The sequence below is a fragment of the Maribacter polysiphoniae genome, assembly GCF_003148665.1.
Lineage (GTDB): Bacteria > Bacteroidota > Bacteroidia > Flavobacteriales > Flavobacteriaceae > Maribacter_A > Maribacter_A polysiphoniae.
The window spans coordinates 179,710-193,949 of record NZ_QGGQ01000001.1 but is presented as its reverse complement, the minus strand read 5'-3'; the positions used below and the strand labels follow the sequence as shown (position 1 = coordinate 193,949).

14 protein-coding genes are annotated in these 14,240 nt (G+C 41.3%); 6 read left to right on the top strand and 8 right to left on the bottom strand.

Translation table 11 applies throughout. From position 1 onward, the window contains the following. The first annotated feature begins 6 nt into the window (after positions 1-6). Positions 7-855: an aldo/keto reductase gene (locus tag LX92_RS00830; protein WP_109648383.1), complete on the top strand. Its 849-nt coding sequence runs from the start codon at positions 7-9 to the stop codon at positions 853-855. Between the two features lie 245 nt (positions 856-1,100). Here the strand turns inward: LX92_RS00830 and LX92_RS00825 are convergent, their stop codons facing one another. Both LX92_RS00825 and LX92_RS00820 read right to left on the bottom strand, forming a co-directional pair. Further along, on the bottom strand, positions 1,101-1,625 hold the full coding sequence (locus LX92_RS00825) for an acyl-CoA thioesterase (protein WP_109648382.1): 525 nt from the start codon (positions 1,623-1,625) through the stop codon (positions 1,101-1,103). A 57-nt stretch (positions 1,626-1,682) separates the two neighbouring features. Then, a complete protein-coding gene (locus tag LX92_RS00820; protein WP_109648381.1) occupies positions 1,683-2,633 on the bottom strand; it encodes an HU domain-containing protein in 951 nt (316 codons plus the stop codon). Between the two features lie 104 nt (positions 2,634-2,737). On the opposite strand from LX92_RS00820, the gene dprA reads away from it, so the two are divergent. Next, on the top strand, positions 2,738-3,841 hold the full coding sequence (gene dprA, locus LX92_RS00815; protein WP_109649022.1) for a DNA-processing protein DprA: 1,104 nt from the start codon (positions 2,738-2,740) through the stop codon (positions 3,839-3,841). A gap of 319 nt (positions 3,842-4,160) precedes the next feature. Here the strand turns inward: dprA and trpS are convergent, their stop codons facing one another. Continuing rightward, positions 4,161-5,129: a tryptophan--tRNA ligase gene (trpS, locus tag LX92_RS00810; RefSeq protein ID WP_109648380.1), complete on the bottom strand. Its 969-nt coding sequence runs from the start codon at positions 5,127-5,129 to the stop codon at positions 4,161-4,163. Between the two features lie 72 nt (positions 5,130-5,201). On the opposite strand from trpS, the gene LX92_RS00805 reads away from it, so the two are divergent. Continuing rightward, positions 5,202-5,939: a lysophospholipid acyltransferase family protein gene (locus LX92_RS00805; RefSeq protein ID WP_109648379.1), complete on the top strand. Its 738-nt coding sequence runs from the start codon at positions 5,202-5,204 to the stop codon at positions 5,937-5,939. An 83-nt stretch (positions 5,940-6,022) separates the two neighbouring features. Here the strand turns inward: LX92_RS00805 and LX92_RS00800 are convergent, their stop codons facing one another. The 4 genes from LX92_RS00800 to recA all read right to left on the bottom strand — a co-directional run bounded on the left by LX92_RS00800 (position 6,023) and on the right by recA (position 9,770). Further along, positions 6,023-7,537 carry an outer membrane beta-barrel protein gene (locus LX92_RS00800; RefSeq protein ID WP_109648378.1) on the bottom strand — a complete coding sequence of 505 codons (1,515 nt, stop codon included), beginning with the start codon at positions 7,535-7,537 and terminating at the stop codon, positions 6,023-6,025. After that, positions 7,534-8,160, bottom strand: coding sequence for an RNA polymerase sigma factor (locus LX92_RS00795; protein ID WP_109648377.1), 627 nt, complete (start codon positions 8,158-8,160; stop codon positions 7,534-7,536). The genes LX92_RS00800 and LX92_RS00795 overlap by 4 nt, the downstream gene beginning before the upstream one ends. A 22-nt stretch (positions 8,161-8,182) precedes the next feature. Continuing rightward, the gene (locus LX92_RS00790) at positions 8,183-8,602 is read right to left on the bottom strand and encodes a hypothetical protein (protein ID WP_109648376.1); all 420 of its coding nucleotides are present in this window, start codon (positions 8,600-8,602) and stop codon (positions 8,183-8,185) included. Between the two features lie 163 nt (positions 8,603-8,765). Further along, on the bottom strand, positions 8,766-9,770 hold the full coding sequence (recA, locus tag LX92_RS00785; protein ID WP_109648375.1) for a recombinase RecA: 1,005 nt from the start codon (positions 9,768-9,770) through the stop codon (positions 8,766-8,768). A 613-nt stretch (positions 9,771-10,383) separates the two neighbouring features. Between recA and LX92_RS00780 the strand changes: the two genes are divergently transcribed. The 3 genes from LX92_RS00780 to trhO are packed head-to-tail and all read left to right on the top strand — an operon-like array spanning position 10,384 to position 12,941. Next, on the top strand, positions 10,384-11,625 hold the full coding sequence (locus tag LX92_RS00780) for a peptidase U32 family protein (protein ID WP_109648374.1): 1,242 nt from the start codon (positions 10,384-10,386) through the stop codon (positions 11,623-11,625). Then, positions 11,625-11,855, top strand: coding sequence for a ferredoxin (locus LX92_RS00775; protein ID WP_109648373.1), 231 nt, complete (start codon positions 11,625-11,627; stop codon positions 11,853-11,855). Before LX92_RS00780 ends, LX92_RS00775 begins: the two co-directional genes overlap by 1 nt. A 54-nt stretch (positions 11,856-11,909) precedes the next feature. Then, entirely contained in the window at positions 11,910-12,941 is a 1,032-nt protein-coding gene (trhO, locus tag LX92_RS00770) for an oxygen-dependent tRNA uridine(34) hydroxylase TrhO (RefSeq protein ID WP_109648372.1), read from the top strand. 2 nt (positions 12,942-12,943) lie between these two features. On the opposite strand, the gene LX92_RS00765 is transcribed toward trhO, so the two are convergent. Continuing rightward, the gene (locus tag LX92_RS00765; RefSeq protein WP_109649021.1) at positions 12,944-14,113 is read right to left on the bottom strand and encodes an MFS transporter; all 1,170 of its coding nucleotides are present in this window, start codon (positions 14,111-14,113) and stop codon (positions 12,944-12,946) included. Between the last annotated feature and the right edge of the window lie 127 nt (positions 14,114-14,240).

The following is a 14,240-nucleotide window of genomic DNA, read 5'->3' as shown; positions in this document are numbered from 1 at the left end:
ATTGATATGACAACAGCATCAAAGAAAATAACGGATCTTAGAGGTACTTTCGAATTACATAATGGCGTTGCAATGCCTTATTTTGGTTTGGGGGTCTATTTGTCGGAAGATGGTCAGGAAGTCATCAATGCGGTTCGCTGGGCGATTGAAGCCGGGTATAGGCATATTGATACGGCTGCTATCTATAATAATGAAAAGGGCGTTGGTGAAGGTATCCAACAAAGCGGAATCAACAGGGAGGAACTGTTTGTTGTCAGTAAGGTATGGAACGCCGACCAAGGCTACGAAAGTACGCTGAAGGCCTTTAATGAAAGTCTAAGACGCTTGCAATTGGATTATCTGGACCTCTATTTGATCCATTGGCCGGTAGAAGGCAAATACAAGGAAACTTGGCGCGCATTGGAACATTTGTACCGGGAAAAGAAGATACGGGCGATTGGGGTGAGTAATTTTTTAAAACATCATTTGGAAGACCTACAACAATCCGCAGTGATTGTCCCTATGGTGAATCAAATGGAATTTCATCCGTATTTGGTGCAGCAAGATTTGATTGACTATTGTAATGCCCATAAAATACAGTATGAGGCATGGTCGCCCATGATGCAGGGCAAAATATTCGAGTTGGATTCCATTAAGGAAATGGCTAAGAAATATGGCAAATCACCTGCCCATATCGTTTTGAGATGGGATCTTCAGAAAGGAGTGGTGACCATACCAAAATCGGTGAAAAAAGAACGTATTGTCAATAATGCCGATATTTTCGATTTTGAATTATCCAAAGAAGACATGGCCTATTTAGACCGTCTTGAAAAAGGCAAAAGATTTGGTCCAGATCCCGATACATTTGATTTTTAAATCTTCCTTATCCCACTAATCAAATAGTTCTTTACTCCCTTATATCGTGATTATCACCCATGTGGGTGTTTTTAGGTGTTTTATATTCCAAATCTTTAGAGAAGTAATCCTATTAAAGGAGGCATTACGGGTATAGATCTAGCGGATATCATTAGGAGGAAACACGTATTGCTATCAGAAAAGATTGTATCGGATTTTTGAAGCGGACAGTAAAGCCACCCTCATGCATTTTTTTTAAAGAGCCCTTAGTTAGGCGATTTACCCATAAACAAGGCCTTGAGTTCGGTAGCTTCACTCGGCTTCATTCTTTTGGCCAAGATCAAACTCAACTGTTTACGGCGTAAGGCCCCTTCAAACCGTTCCTTTTCCAAATCGGTTTCAGGAACCAATGGTGGAACTTTGGTAGGTATGCCTGAATCATCCACGGCAACGAAGGTGTAAATGGCTTCATTGGCTTTGGAACGATTTCTGTTATGACGGTCTTCCATCCAAACATCAATATAGATTTCCATTGAGGTATTAAAAGCTCTCGAAACTGCCGCTTCAACAGTTAACACACTACCCAACGGAACGGGATGGTTAAAGGCTACATGGTTCACGGAAGCCGTTACCGTAATTCGTCTACAATGACGACGGGCGGCAATGCTTGCCGCACGATCCATACGGGCCAAAAGTTCACCACCAAACAGATTGTTTAAAGGGTTGGTCTCACTGGGGAGCACCAAATCGGTCATTATTGTACGTGAGTGACTGGGGCTTTTGGGCTGCATAAATCTTTTATTAAAAGAGATTTTATTAATGGGGAATTCTATGTGTTGATGACAGAATTATCGAACAGAAAGTAACCACGCATCCTTGGATTGCGTTCTTTTAATCGTTCTAAGGGTACGCAGGGCTTCATCAACATCGCTAAAGCTACTGTAAGTCACTACATGCAAACCATGGTCATTGGTACCTAGATAGGCAGCATCGTATCCCCGTCTTTTCAGTTGGCTTATTTTTTTGTCCGCATTTTCCTTGAACCTAAAAGCTCCAGCGATAATATGGTGCATGGCAACTTCCGGTTTTTTGGTAACAACCTTTAGATTCAATGTGGGCAACTCCAATGGTGCAGTGTCAAAGAAGGTAGCTTCCTGGATACTTTTTGAAACTTTCTCTTGGACCTTTTCTACCACGATTTGCTCTTGGGTAAGATTTTTATTGTAGAACCTGTACCCTGTCAATCCAGTTGAAACCGCTAATAGCAGTACTGCCGCATATTTTAAATAAGGGCGTAATGATGCTTCCTTTCTTCGTTCAGGGGTGATGATAAAAGGAACTTTTTCCTCAATGGAAACCACTTCTTCTTTTAATACTTCCCTAGTGATCGGCGCTGAAACATACGAAGACAGACCAAAGGAAGAGGTCAAATGATTGACTTCATAGGAAGGTTGGAATAAAATACGTCCTTCCTTATTCGATTTAAGGTCACCAATGTTCTCCAATGACAAGCGTACACCTTGATTCAACGTACGTTTCCATTGTTCAACCTTTTCAGTAACCTGCGCTAGCATTTCCTCATAGGAGCACTTTTCAACTTCTGCCATATAGGAAACCAAAAGTCCGTCATTCGAAGACAATTGTCTATTGAATGACAAGGATTTTGAAGGCGGGTGGAAGGAGTGGGTCTGCTTATTGAGGGTAGCTGATTTATGTTGTGATAAAAAAGCACCAAAGCCTGGAACAACCACACAGTTGTACCTATAGAGTAAATCGGAGATATAGTGTTCTAATACCATCAGGACAAATATTGCAAAAATTATAGTAGTTAAACAGAATCAAGGACACTTTTTATTAACATTATATTTTTATTAAATTGTGAACAACTAACATGGGAATACAAATGACTACAGATGAATTGATTGCGGTATTGAGACTTCAGAACATTCCAAATATTGGGGATGTAACGGCAAAAAAATTAATTTCCCATTGTGGTAGTCCAGTTGCTGTTTTTAACGATAAATCGAAAAATCTTTTGAGAATAGATGGTATTGGGACCCAAACCATCAAAGGGCTTCATGATGCGGAACATCTTGAAGCGGCCGAAAAGGAATTGCAATATATACGGGATCATGAAATAGCGTATTCTTATTTTCAGGATAAGGATTATCCAAGATATTTGAAGCATTGTATCGATAGTCCTTTGATCTTGTTCAAAAAGGGGGATTTTGACCTTGATGACCGTAAGATCATCAGTGTTGTGGGCACAAGGAACATCACCAGTTATGGTACTGCCTTTTGTGAAAAGTTTATAGCTGATTTGGCCCCGCTTGACCCTATAATAGTAAGTGGTTTTGCCTATGGGGTCGATATTTGTGCACAGCGGGCTGCCTTGAAACATGGGTTACAGACCATAGGGTGCCTGGCACATGGGTTGAACCAGATATATCCGAAAGTACATTCGAAATATGTAAATGACATTGAAAAAAATGGAGGGTTTGTTACTGAATTCTGGAGTTCAAGCAATCCGGATCGGGAGAATTTCCTTAAGCGCAATCGGATTATTGCCGGGATGAGCGAGGCCACGATCGTCGTCGAATCGGCAGAGAAGGGTGGCAGTTTGGTCACTGCCGACATCGCAAATAGTTATGATCGTGAGGTATTTGCCGCCCCAGGTCGGGCTCAGGATAAATACAGTTCGGGATGTAATAATTTAATCAAACAACAAAAGGCACATATGATCACATCCGCAGCCGATCTAATTTATATACTCAATTGGGAATTGGAGGAAAAGAAGTCCAGCCCCATTCAACAAGAATTATTTGTCGAATTGGATGAAATGGAAAAAATCATACACACATATTTGCAACAAGGGGGAAAGCAACTCTTGGATACCATCGCTTTGGATTGTAAACTTCCCATCTTCAAAGTATCATCGACCCTATTGAACATGGAGATGAAAGGCGTCGTTCGTCCCTTGCCCGGAAAGTTGTTTGAAGCGGTATAAAAGACCTCTAGCTTCTCAATTCTTTGTAGACCGCAATCCCAAAATAAAAGACCAAGTAGTTTGTTTGAGTCTTGATTTGTAGTTTGGCTTTATCAATTCGGTAGTTCATCGACAAAGCGCCGACAAAAATCCGAAAGAAACTGCTACGGAATTACATTCGAAACAACCAAAACCGACCATGGGGTTTGTTTGCATGATTATGGCTTTTTAAGATAGCCTTACGGCTATTCCTGTTTTTTAAAAGGAATATTTTCCGTTACCCGTATAATCAATGTAAAATCCCGAAAATTAAACCTATGAACCGTTTGATTTCAATAGCCTAATAACCTAGCTTGGTACGTACTCTTTGCAATACCCCATCAGCCACTTTTTTGGCTTTTTCCGCACCTAGGGTCAAGGCCTCATCCACTTCATTGAGGTTGGCCATATAATAGGCATATTTATCACGGGCTTCGCCAAAACGTTCCAGGATAACTTCGTACAAAGCTTGTTTGGCATGGCCATACCCATAGTTACCCCCTAGGTAATTGGCCCGCATTTCGGCTATTTGTTCCTCAGAGGCAATAAGGCTGTAAAGGGCAAAAACATTATCTGTATCCGGATTTTTTGGTTCTTCCATTGGGGTACTGTCCGTTTCAATTCCCATAATCTGCTTGCGCAGTTTTTTATCGGTTTGAAATAAATTGATGAGGTTGTTACGGCTTTTGCTCATTTTTTCACCATCGGTACCGGGAATGATCTTGGCGTTGTCCTGTATTTCAGCTTCGGGAATTACAAATGTTTCCCCCAATTTGGAATGGAAACGTGCAGCAACATCACGGGTAATCTCCAAATGTTGCAATTGATCCTTGCCCACCGGGACATAATTGGCATCATAGAGCAATATATCCGCAGCCATCAGCATTGGGTAGGTGAACAGTCCGGCATTAACATCTTCAAGACGCCCTGCCTTATCTTTGAAAGAATGGGCAAGGGTTAAACGTTGGTATGGAAAGAAACAGCTTAAGTACCAAGAAAGTTCAGTGGTTTGCGGCACATCGCTTTGACGGTAAAAAACCGTTTTATTGATGTCCAAACCACAGGCAAGCCAAGTGGCCGCAACAGCATAGGTATTGCTTCTTAACTCTTCCCCATTTTTTATTTGGGTCAGGGAGTGCATGTCTGCGATAAATAAGAAAGATTCGTTTTTGGGATCCTGTGCCATTTTTATGGCCGGTAGGATTGCACCCATGATATTTCCTAGGTGGGGTACACCTGTACTTTGAACGCCTGTTAGTATTCTTGCCATTCCATTATTTTTAAAGAAGCACAAAGGTAAAACAATTCATAAATAACTAGATCAAATTGTTATTTTTGATCCATGTTGCGAATTGTTAAAAATATTGGATACACGTTATACCGGATTTGGTTTTATGTTTTGGTGGCCGTACCCATCGTATTGTTCTTTCCTTTTTTGGTATTGACCACATTATCGGAAAAATGGTATCCCCAATTTTTCTGGTTGGCCAGAAACTTTTGGGCAAGACCCATATTGTTGGGAATGGGATGTCCGCAGAAGGTGACTTGGGAGCAGAAACTGGTTCGGGGGAAAAGTTATATGTTGGTGGCGAACCACACCAGTATGTTGGATATCATGTTGATGCTTCGAATAAGTAGAAACCCATTTGTTTTTGTCGGAAAAAAGGAATTGGTAAAAATTCCGCTATTTGGGTTTTTCTATAAGCGGGTATGTATTCTGGTAGACCGGGAGAATAGCCGGAGTAGAATGGGTGTTTACCGTAGGGCGCAACGCCGATTGGACCAAGGTTTGAGCATTTGTATTTTTCCCGAAGGTGGCGTGCCCGATGATGAAAGCATCGTCTTGGATGAATTTAAGGATGGAGCTTTTAAAATGGCCATTGCCCATAATATTCCCTTGGTACCCATGACGTTTTACGATAATAAAAAACGGTTTTCCTTTACGTTCTTGAGTGGAGGTCCAGGGTTGTTGCGGGCCAAGGTACATGCGTTCTTTGAGACTGCAAATCTAGAGGACAAGGATAAAGCTACGTTACGGGAACAGGTGCGGAATGTGATTTTAAAGGAACTCGAAAAATAATCAGCATTGAACAACCGCCCCCAATATTACCTAAGAGGGGGAAAATTAATTGGAACCAACCAAAGTAGGGTCTGTTGGCTGTATTAAAATTTGAAATTCAACCCACTGTAGACACCAATGGTAAATGGGCGGAATTCGCCCGCCGTATTGGAGAAGGTATTCAGCTGATATTTAAAAATAGGGTCTATATTCAGTTGTACTTTTGGTGTGAATTTATAATGGAGTCCAAATCCGACATTGGTACTGAAATTCACTGTGTTCAAATTATTGGCTTCACCCATTTCGGTGGTTAATTCACCAGAGGTCAATGAGACCGAATTATCTACTAAAAACAAGGAACTGACACCACCAATAAGGTCAACACCGAATTTATTGTTGATAAGGGCGTAATTCAATTCCACCGGTATTTCCAAATATCCAAATTGTTGGGCCATGACCCCCGATAGGGAAGGGTTTTTTGCTGTTGCATCAAAAGCGTTTTTCCCAGTTAATGAGGTGGTATTGCTGGCAGTGCTTTCCACGAGGATATTCATTGACTGATTACTATAGGCTATATTTTCAATTTGTCCGTTGCCAAAACCCTCTAAAGTCGAGGAAAACTCCACATCGTTGGTGTTGTAACCGTAGTCGACTTTGTTGATGCCTGTTTTTACAGATAGTTTTGGACTTATTTCATATGAAACCGCCACCCCATAACTCATGTTGAAATCCCCGGATTTGGAATTGGGTACAAAGATCGAATGTACTGGGGAGCCATTTCCCATAGCATTGAAATACACTGGTGCAATCGTTGGGCCGGCAGACCATTTACTGCCTTTTGCCGTGGCAACCTCTTCTTCCTCCGCTACAATTTCATCAAAAATCGATTTTTTGGTATTCCCTGTCTTTTCCTCGGCATCTTCATCCCCCGCTAGGGCAATGGCTTCTTCATTCGTTTTTAATCCAGGGTTCCCCAATGTGTTTTCACTACTATTGGCTGTAGGGGGAATTTTGGTGGAAGAATCACTTTTTGCGACTTGATGGTCCAAAACCTTTGTTGATCCTTGTTCATTTAGGATGTTAGGTTCCCCAAGGTCTTTCTTTGGATTTTTCCCAGAAGCTGCGAATTGGGTATTCTTGCTATCCTGTGTTTGCAAGGTTTGACTTAAGTTATCTTTGGCTGCCAATACCCCATTATTGCCGGAGGCCGGCTGTAGACTCGAATTGTTGGTTGGATGGTCATTGGCATCATCTACCTTTTTGGTATTATCGTTGCCTACGTTCCCTTGATGTGATTGTTCAACGACTTTCGGAGTGTTGGGAAAGGGGGATTGATTAATATCCTTCCCTGGCTGTAAAGGTTCTTCCTTTGTGTCTTTAACATCCGTGACTTTCTCTTCCGGTGCATCACTTGCTGTATGGAACGGGTTAAAAAGGAATAAGCCTATTGCCAATGCTGCGGCAATACCGCCCAGTCTCCACCAAATGGGGATGACCTTCCGGTTTTTCTTTTTCATATTCAAGGAGGCCTCGATGGATTTCCAGACTTTTTCGGTAGGGGTGTCTGAAAAATCCGAGAATTTCTCTTGAAATAATCGGTCTATGTTTTTTTTACTCATTTTGCTTTATGTTCAGCAATGTTCATGTCTTTTCTGTTGTGAACCCCATGTGGGTTGCACGGATCCTTTCCCAAGGCCATAATCAATATGCCGATTATCGCTTTGGCTTTTCTGCTTTCAATTTTTTCCTTTAAAATCATTCTGGCACGGGCAAGATTTGATTTTGATGTGCCAGGCGATGTGCCTAGCATCGTACTTATTTCCTTATGTGAGTAACCGTCCAATACATAAAGATTGAAGGTTAAACGGTATTTGTTCGGTAACTCCTGAATGTAGCCTAAGAGGGTCTGAAGGTCAAGATCCATATATCCGGTCTCCACTTCAACTTCTTCCTCGGTGTTTTCGGTAACTACTTTGAGGTATTCTTCCTTCCTGTATTTTTGTAAGACCGTGTTAACCGTGATGCGTTTGATCCAGCCTTCAAAGGACCCCTTTGATTTATATTGGCCGATTTTCTCGAAAATAGTCATGAAACTGTCATGAAGACTATCCTCGGCCTCCGATTTGTTGCGCGAATATTTAAGACATATACCGAACAGTATATCGGCGTATTGCCTATATAGTCGTTCCTGTGCCTTTCTATCGCCCTTCTTACATTTGTTTATGAGTTCTTCTAGACTCAAAATATTGATTAGGTTATTTTATTTAATTTACAGGAACTTCAATCTCTAAAAATATTGGGTCACCATTTTCATCATCGCCTTGGTAGAAACGAAATAAATACGGTTCGGTATGAATTACGATAAAGTCAAATGAACCTTCTGCCTCCCGAACGGTAGGTGTACACGCTTCTTGATCGGTTCTTTGGGAACCAATGGCAACAACTTCCCGAGTGGTAACATCACTCTTGGTAACATCAAAACCTTCAAAATAAGTGCACCCATCGGGTATCGTATAGGTCAAATTAATTTGATAGGTCTCATCAAGTTCGAATGATTCTGGCATGTCTACACTTTCAATTGGTAGGGATACAAAATGAAAGTTTGGGCTGTCATCATCAACCTCACAAGAATTAAAAGCTAATGCTACCGCAATAGCACATAGTGCCACGAATGTCCTTTTCATAATCTAAACAATTTATTTTATTCCTAAGATGAAATTATTCGATTATGGTTGCGTTTGCTGATGTTAAGGTACGGGAAAAGTTGTTTTACCGCAATATTTGGGTTATTAAACGACAATAGGCGCCATTGGCGCCTATTGTATCATATTAAAATGGAGTATCGTTCTATTTGACTGCTTTTATGGCCTCTCGGATTTTGGCGTCAAGTTCCTCATATAATTCTGGATTGTCGTTTAAAAGTGCTTTTACGGCATCCCTACCTTGACCAAGTTTGGTGTCGCCATAACTGAACCAAGAACCACTTTTCTTTATGATTTCATATTCTACCCCAAGATCGATGATTTCACCGACTTTGGAAATACCAACACCGTACATGATATCGAATTCTGCCAATCTAAAAGGTGGTGCTACTTTGTTTTTGACAACCTTTACTCTTGTCTTGTTCCCTTGTACACTACCATCGGTATCCTTGATCTGGGTTGATCTTCGAATATCCAAACGAACCGAAGCATAGAATTTAAGGGCGTTACCACCTGTTGTGGTTTCCGGATTACCGAACATGACCCCGATTTTCTCCCTCAATTGGTTAATGAAGATAACCGTACAATTGGTTTTGCTGATCGATCCCGTCAACTTTCTAAGGGCTTGGGACATTAACCGTGCATGTAACCCCATTTTGGAGTCCCCCATCTCACCTTCGATCTCACTTTTTGGCGTTAAGGCGGCCACGGAATCCACCACAACAATATCAATGGCTCCTGAACGGATTAAATTATCGGCGATTTCCAATGCCTGTTCCCCGTTGTCGGGTTGTGAAATAATCAAATTATCAATGTCAATGCCCAGTTTTTCGGCGTAAAAACGGTCAAAGGCATGTTCAGCATCAATAAAGGCTGCAATACCACCGTTTTTTTGTGCTTCGGCAATGGCATGCAAGGTCAAGGTTGTTTTACCTGACGATTCAGGACCGTATATTTCAATGACCCTTCCTCTAGGATATCCTCCTACCCCAAGGGCGATGTCTAGCCCTAAAGACCCTGATGGAATCACTTCCACATCCTCAATAACACTATCGCCCAATTTCATAACGGCGCCTTTGCCATAGGTCTTGTCCAGTTTATCCAAGGTTAGTTTTAATGCTTTTAATTTTGCTTCTTTTTCAGAACTCATGTTATATTTTATTAGGAATGCTAATTTACCATTTCTTTTGTCATAATTCCAGCACTCAAAATTATTTTATGCACAGTGGTCTGGGCTTGATGGATTTAAAAACGCAACCTTTTCAAAAAAGGAACATCTTATTGTAAATACATTACTAACTCAATGTACAGACCCGTTGTTTTTTTAACAGTGGTTAATGGTGGTCAATCCCCTTTTTACGACTCAGAGAAGGCTATGAAAAAGGAAAAAATGGGATGACCGTAAAGAGTCTTGAGATTCAAGGCTCTTTTTTTTTAGTGAAACCCCGGTACGGCCAGCATGCAATGCGCCGCTGGACCGGAAGGTTGAACTAACCCTGATGGTGAACATCAGGGTCTTCATACAAAATCAATTACCCCGGTACGGCCAGCATGCAATGCTCCGTCAGATTGGAAGGTTGAGCATACTATACATGGTTTTACACGTATTAATGCCAAAATCCTTTTTTTCCTTCATCAATTTCAACGGGTACTATGTTACTCGGTTAGATTATGTACTATAGCCCTTATAATTAGTGGGCTAGCATGGTAATCTGCCCATATAATGTATCTTTGCAGTCCAAAAAATGTAGCACCTTGTACTTATGACAAGAAATGGAAAGATAGAATTAATGGCCCCAGCCGGGAATTTCGAGTCCCTGCAGGCGGCTATCGACAGTGGAGCGGATTCGGTATATTTTGGCGTTGAGCAATTGAACATGCGGGCTAGGGCAACCATCAATTTCACTTTGGAAGATTTACCGGAGATTACCCGACGATGTGGTAAAAGGAATATTAGAACGTACCTAACACTGAATACGATCATATATGACCATGACCTTTCTATTATAAAGACGGTTTTGGATACGGCCAAAGAATCGGGGGTTACCGCGGTTATTGCAATGGATCAGGCGGTCATTGCCTATGCAAGGCAGATCAATATGGAAGTGCATATTTCCACCCAAATCAATATCACCAATATTGAAGCCGTAAAATTCTATTGCTTATTTGCCGATACTGTGGTCCTAAGTCGGGAATTGAGTCTGAGGCAGATTAAGAAGATTTGCTCACAAATAGAGAAGGAAGGGGTAAAAGGACCTTCCGGCAATTTGATCGAGGTTGAGGTTTTTGGCCATGGTGCTTTATGTATGGCGGTCTCAGGAAAGTGTTACCTAAGTCTACATTCCCATAATTCATCGGCCAACAGGGGGGCTTGCAAACAGAATTGCCGTAAAAAATACACGGTCATTGATCAGGAAAGTGGTTTCGAGATTGAATTGGACAATGAATATATGATGTCTCCCAAAGACCTTTGTACGATTGATTTTTTAGATCAGATCATCGATGCCGGCGTAAAAGTATTGAAGATAGAAGGTAGGGGGCGTGCACCTGAATATGTGGCTACGGTTATCAAAACCTATAGGGAGGCGATAGATTCCTATTACGAAGGAACATTTACCAAGGAAAAAATAGACGTTTGGATGAAAGCCTTGGAAAAGGTCTATAACCGTGGATTTTGGGGTGGTTATTATCTCGGACAGAAATTGGGGGAATGGAGCGATGGCCCTGGTACACAGGCCACGCAAAAAAAGGTATACGTGGGCAAGGGAGTACATTATTATCCCAAACCAGGCATCGCGGAATTCAAAATCGAAGCCTACGACATCAAAGTGGGTGACACCCTTTTGATCACTGGCCCTACGACTGGCGTAAAAGAACTGCAATTGGATCAAATGATGGTAGATGACCTAAAAACGGCAATGGCCGAAAAGGGAAATAACTGTACTTTTCCGACCGGTTTCAAGATCCGACCCTCTGATAAGTTGTATAAAATCGTAAAGGAATAATGGTCGTCGTTACTTTGCAGCGCAAAAAATGCATTGGTTGTAATTATTGCGTCGAATTGGCCCCAGAGCAATTTCAGATGTCAAAAAAAGACGGGAAAAGTGTTTTGTTGCACTCCATAGAGAAAAAGGGTTTTTTTACGATAAAATCGCATGACAATGCAATTTTTGAACCATGCAAACAAGCCCAATTAGCTTGCCCGGTAAAGATCATTACCACCAAAATACGTTAGGATTAACCTATATTTGCCCACGAAACTATTCTTTAACTTAACGATTGGTATAGCATGCAACTGTACAATACATTAAGTGCAAAGGAAAGGGAAGCTCTTATTGAAGAGGCCGGACAGGACCGTCTGACCATTTCCTTTTACCAATATGCACATATAGGAAACCCTTCTATTTTCAGGAACCATTTATTCATTCATTGGAATGACCTCGATGTTCTTGGGCGAATTTATGTGGCCCATGAAGGCATCAATGCCCAGTTGTCTGTGCCAGCAGCTAATTTCGAGGCATTTAAGGCACATTTGGATAGTATTTCCTTCTTAAAGGATGTACGATTGAATATTGCCATTGAACAGGACAATAAATCTTTCTTGAAATTAAAGGTAAAGGTGAGAAAGAAGATTTTGGCCGACGGATTGAATGATGCCACCTTTGATGTCACCAATAAAGGGGTGCATGTAAATGCACAGAAATTCAATGAACTTATTGAAGATCCCGACACCATTTTGGTCGACATGCGAAATCATTATGAGAGTGAAATAGGTCATTTTAAGAATGCCATTACACCCGATGTCGATACCTTTCGCGATTCCTTGGATATTATTGAAAAGGATTTGGAAGCTTTCAAGGAAGACAAGAAATTGGTTATGTACTGTACAGGGGGTATCCGTTGCGAAAAAGCCAGTGCCTACTATAAACACAAGGGGTTTAAGAACGTATTTCAGTTAGAGGGTGGGATAATAGAATATGCCAGACAGGCCAAGGACCAGAACTTGGAAAACAAGTTTATCGGGAAGAATTTTGTTTTTGATCACCGTAGGGGGGAGCGCATTTCCGAAGATGTGATTTCACATTGCCATCAATGTGGTCAACCTTGTGATACGCATGTGAACTGTGCCAATGAAGCCTGTCATTTATTGTTTATCCAATGCGAGGATTGTGCCAAGAAAATGAACGATTGTTGTTCAAATGAGTGCAAAGAGATCCACGCCTTGCCCTATGAAGAGCAAAAGGCACTAAGAAAAGGGAAAACGGTAAGCAATAAGATTTTTAAAAAAGGGCGGTCAGAAGTGCTGAAATTCAAAAAATAGGTTCAGATTTCCTTATTGCCAAATACCAAATGGGCCATTAACAATAGTAGTGAAAGGGTAAGACCTAGGACCGATACACCTGTCCATTGGTAATGTTGCCATGCCAGGGCGCCTAAAATCGTTCCAAGGGCACCTCCCATGAAAAAGATGACCATATAAACCGTATTTATGCGATTTCGGGCATTTTCGTTTTTGGAGAATATGATGTTCTGGTTGGCGATATGAAGTGATTGTTGCCCGAGGTCTATTAAAATAACACCGATTATTATACCAATGATGGAATGATGGGAAAACAGAAAGACCGTCCATGAGAAAATAAAGATAGAAGTCGCAGTAATAATAATTCGGTTTTTGCTCATCTTATCACTTAATTTTCCGACGACAGACGCTGCCAATGCCCCAACAACGCCAACTAGTCCAAAGGTTCCGGTGATACCACTTCCATAGCCGAAATTATCTTCCATTAAAAAAACCAAGGTGGTCCAAAACGCACTTAAACCCGCAAATGAAAGTCCACCACGTACTGCTGCCAGACGTAATGACGGTTCTGCTTTAAAAAAATGAACCAATGACTTCATCAAATTTTTATAATTGCCTTTATAAACCGGTGTAACCTGGGGCAGCTTTAATTTTAGCACGATAAAGAGAAGAAGCATCATAACCGTGGCTATCAAATACATGGTGCGCCAACCAAACTGTTCGCCAATGAAACCACTGACAACACGACTTGCCAAAATACCGATGAGCAGTCCACTCATGACGATCCCTATCGCACGCCCTCTGTTTTCGGGATTCGATAATTGAGCGGCCATGGGAACAAACAATTGTGGCAAGGCAGAGGTACACCCAATAAAAAAACTTGCGACTACAAGAAACCAGAGTGAGGTGGAGAAAACCGCTGCCAACAAGGATATAATCATAAGGGTGAAATCGATTTTCAATATTTTTTGGTTAGAAACCATATCCCCTAGGGGTATTACAAAAAGCAAGCCCACAGCATAACCCAATTGTGTGGCCAATGCCACATTGCTCACGGCAGATTCGGTTACGCCAAAACTTTCCGAAATCATTTGAAGTAAAGGCTGGTTGTAATAGAGGTTTGCAACGATTAGGCCTGCTGAAAGGCTCATGAGATAGAGAACGGTGTCACTTACCCTTTTTTGTTTTTCCATATAACGGGGCATGCAATTTTTTAAACATAGACGTAATTGGTGCAAAAGAACGAAGAACCTGTGTAAGTTGAGATAACTTTTTGACACATTAAAAAATTAGTACCTTTACGGATAAGATTAATATGAA

Coding starts and splice junctions, on each gene's coding strand:
- LX92_RS00830 (WP_109648383.1), top strand. CDS start 7: ATGACAACAGCATCAAAGAAAATAACGGATCTTAGAGGTACTTTCGAA.
- LX92_RS00780 (WP_109648374.1), top strand. CDS start 10,384: ATGACAAGAAATGGAAAGATAGAATTAATGGCCCCAGCCGGGAATTTC.
- LX92_RS00805 (WP_109648379.1), top strand. CDS start 5,202: ATGTTGCGAATTGTTAAAAATATTGGATACACGTTATACCGGATTTGG.
- LX92_RS00775 (WP_109648373.1), top strand. CDS start 11,625: ATGGTCGTCGTTACTTTGCAGCGCAAAAAATGCATTGGTTGTAATTAT.
- LX92_RS00825 (WP_109648382.1), bottom strand. CDS start 1,625: ATGCAGCCCAAAAGCCCCAGTCACTCACGTACAATAATGACCGATTTG.
- LX92_RS00790 (WP_109648376.1), bottom strand. CDS start 8,602: ATGAAAAGGACATTCGTGGCACTATGTGCTATTGCGGTAGCATTAGCT.
- recA (WP_109648375.1), bottom strand. CDS start 9,770: ATGAGTTCTGAAAAAGAAGCAAAATTAAAAGCATTAAAACTAACCTTG.
- LX92_RS00820 (WP_109648381.1), bottom strand. CDS start 2,633: ATGGTATTAGAACACTATATCTCCGATTTACTCTATAGGTACAACTGT.
- dprA (WP_109649022.1), top strand. CDS start 2,738: ATGACTACAGATGAATTGATTGCGGTATTGAGACTTCAGAACATTCCA.
- trpS (WP_109648380.1), bottom strand. CDS start 5,129: ATGGCAAGAATACTAACAGGCGTTCAAAGTACAGGTGTACCCCACCTA.
- LX92_RS00765 (WP_109649021.1), bottom strand. CDS start 14,113: ATGGAAAAACAAAAAAGGGTAAGTGACACCGTTCTCTATCTCATGAGC.
- LX92_RS00800 (WP_109648378.1), bottom strand. CDS start 7,537: ATGAGTAAAAAAAACATAGACCGATTATTTCAAGAGAAATTCTCGGAT.
- trhO (WP_109648372.1), top strand. CDS start 11,910: ATGCAACTGTACAATACATTAAGTGCAAAGGAAAGGGAAGCTCTTATT.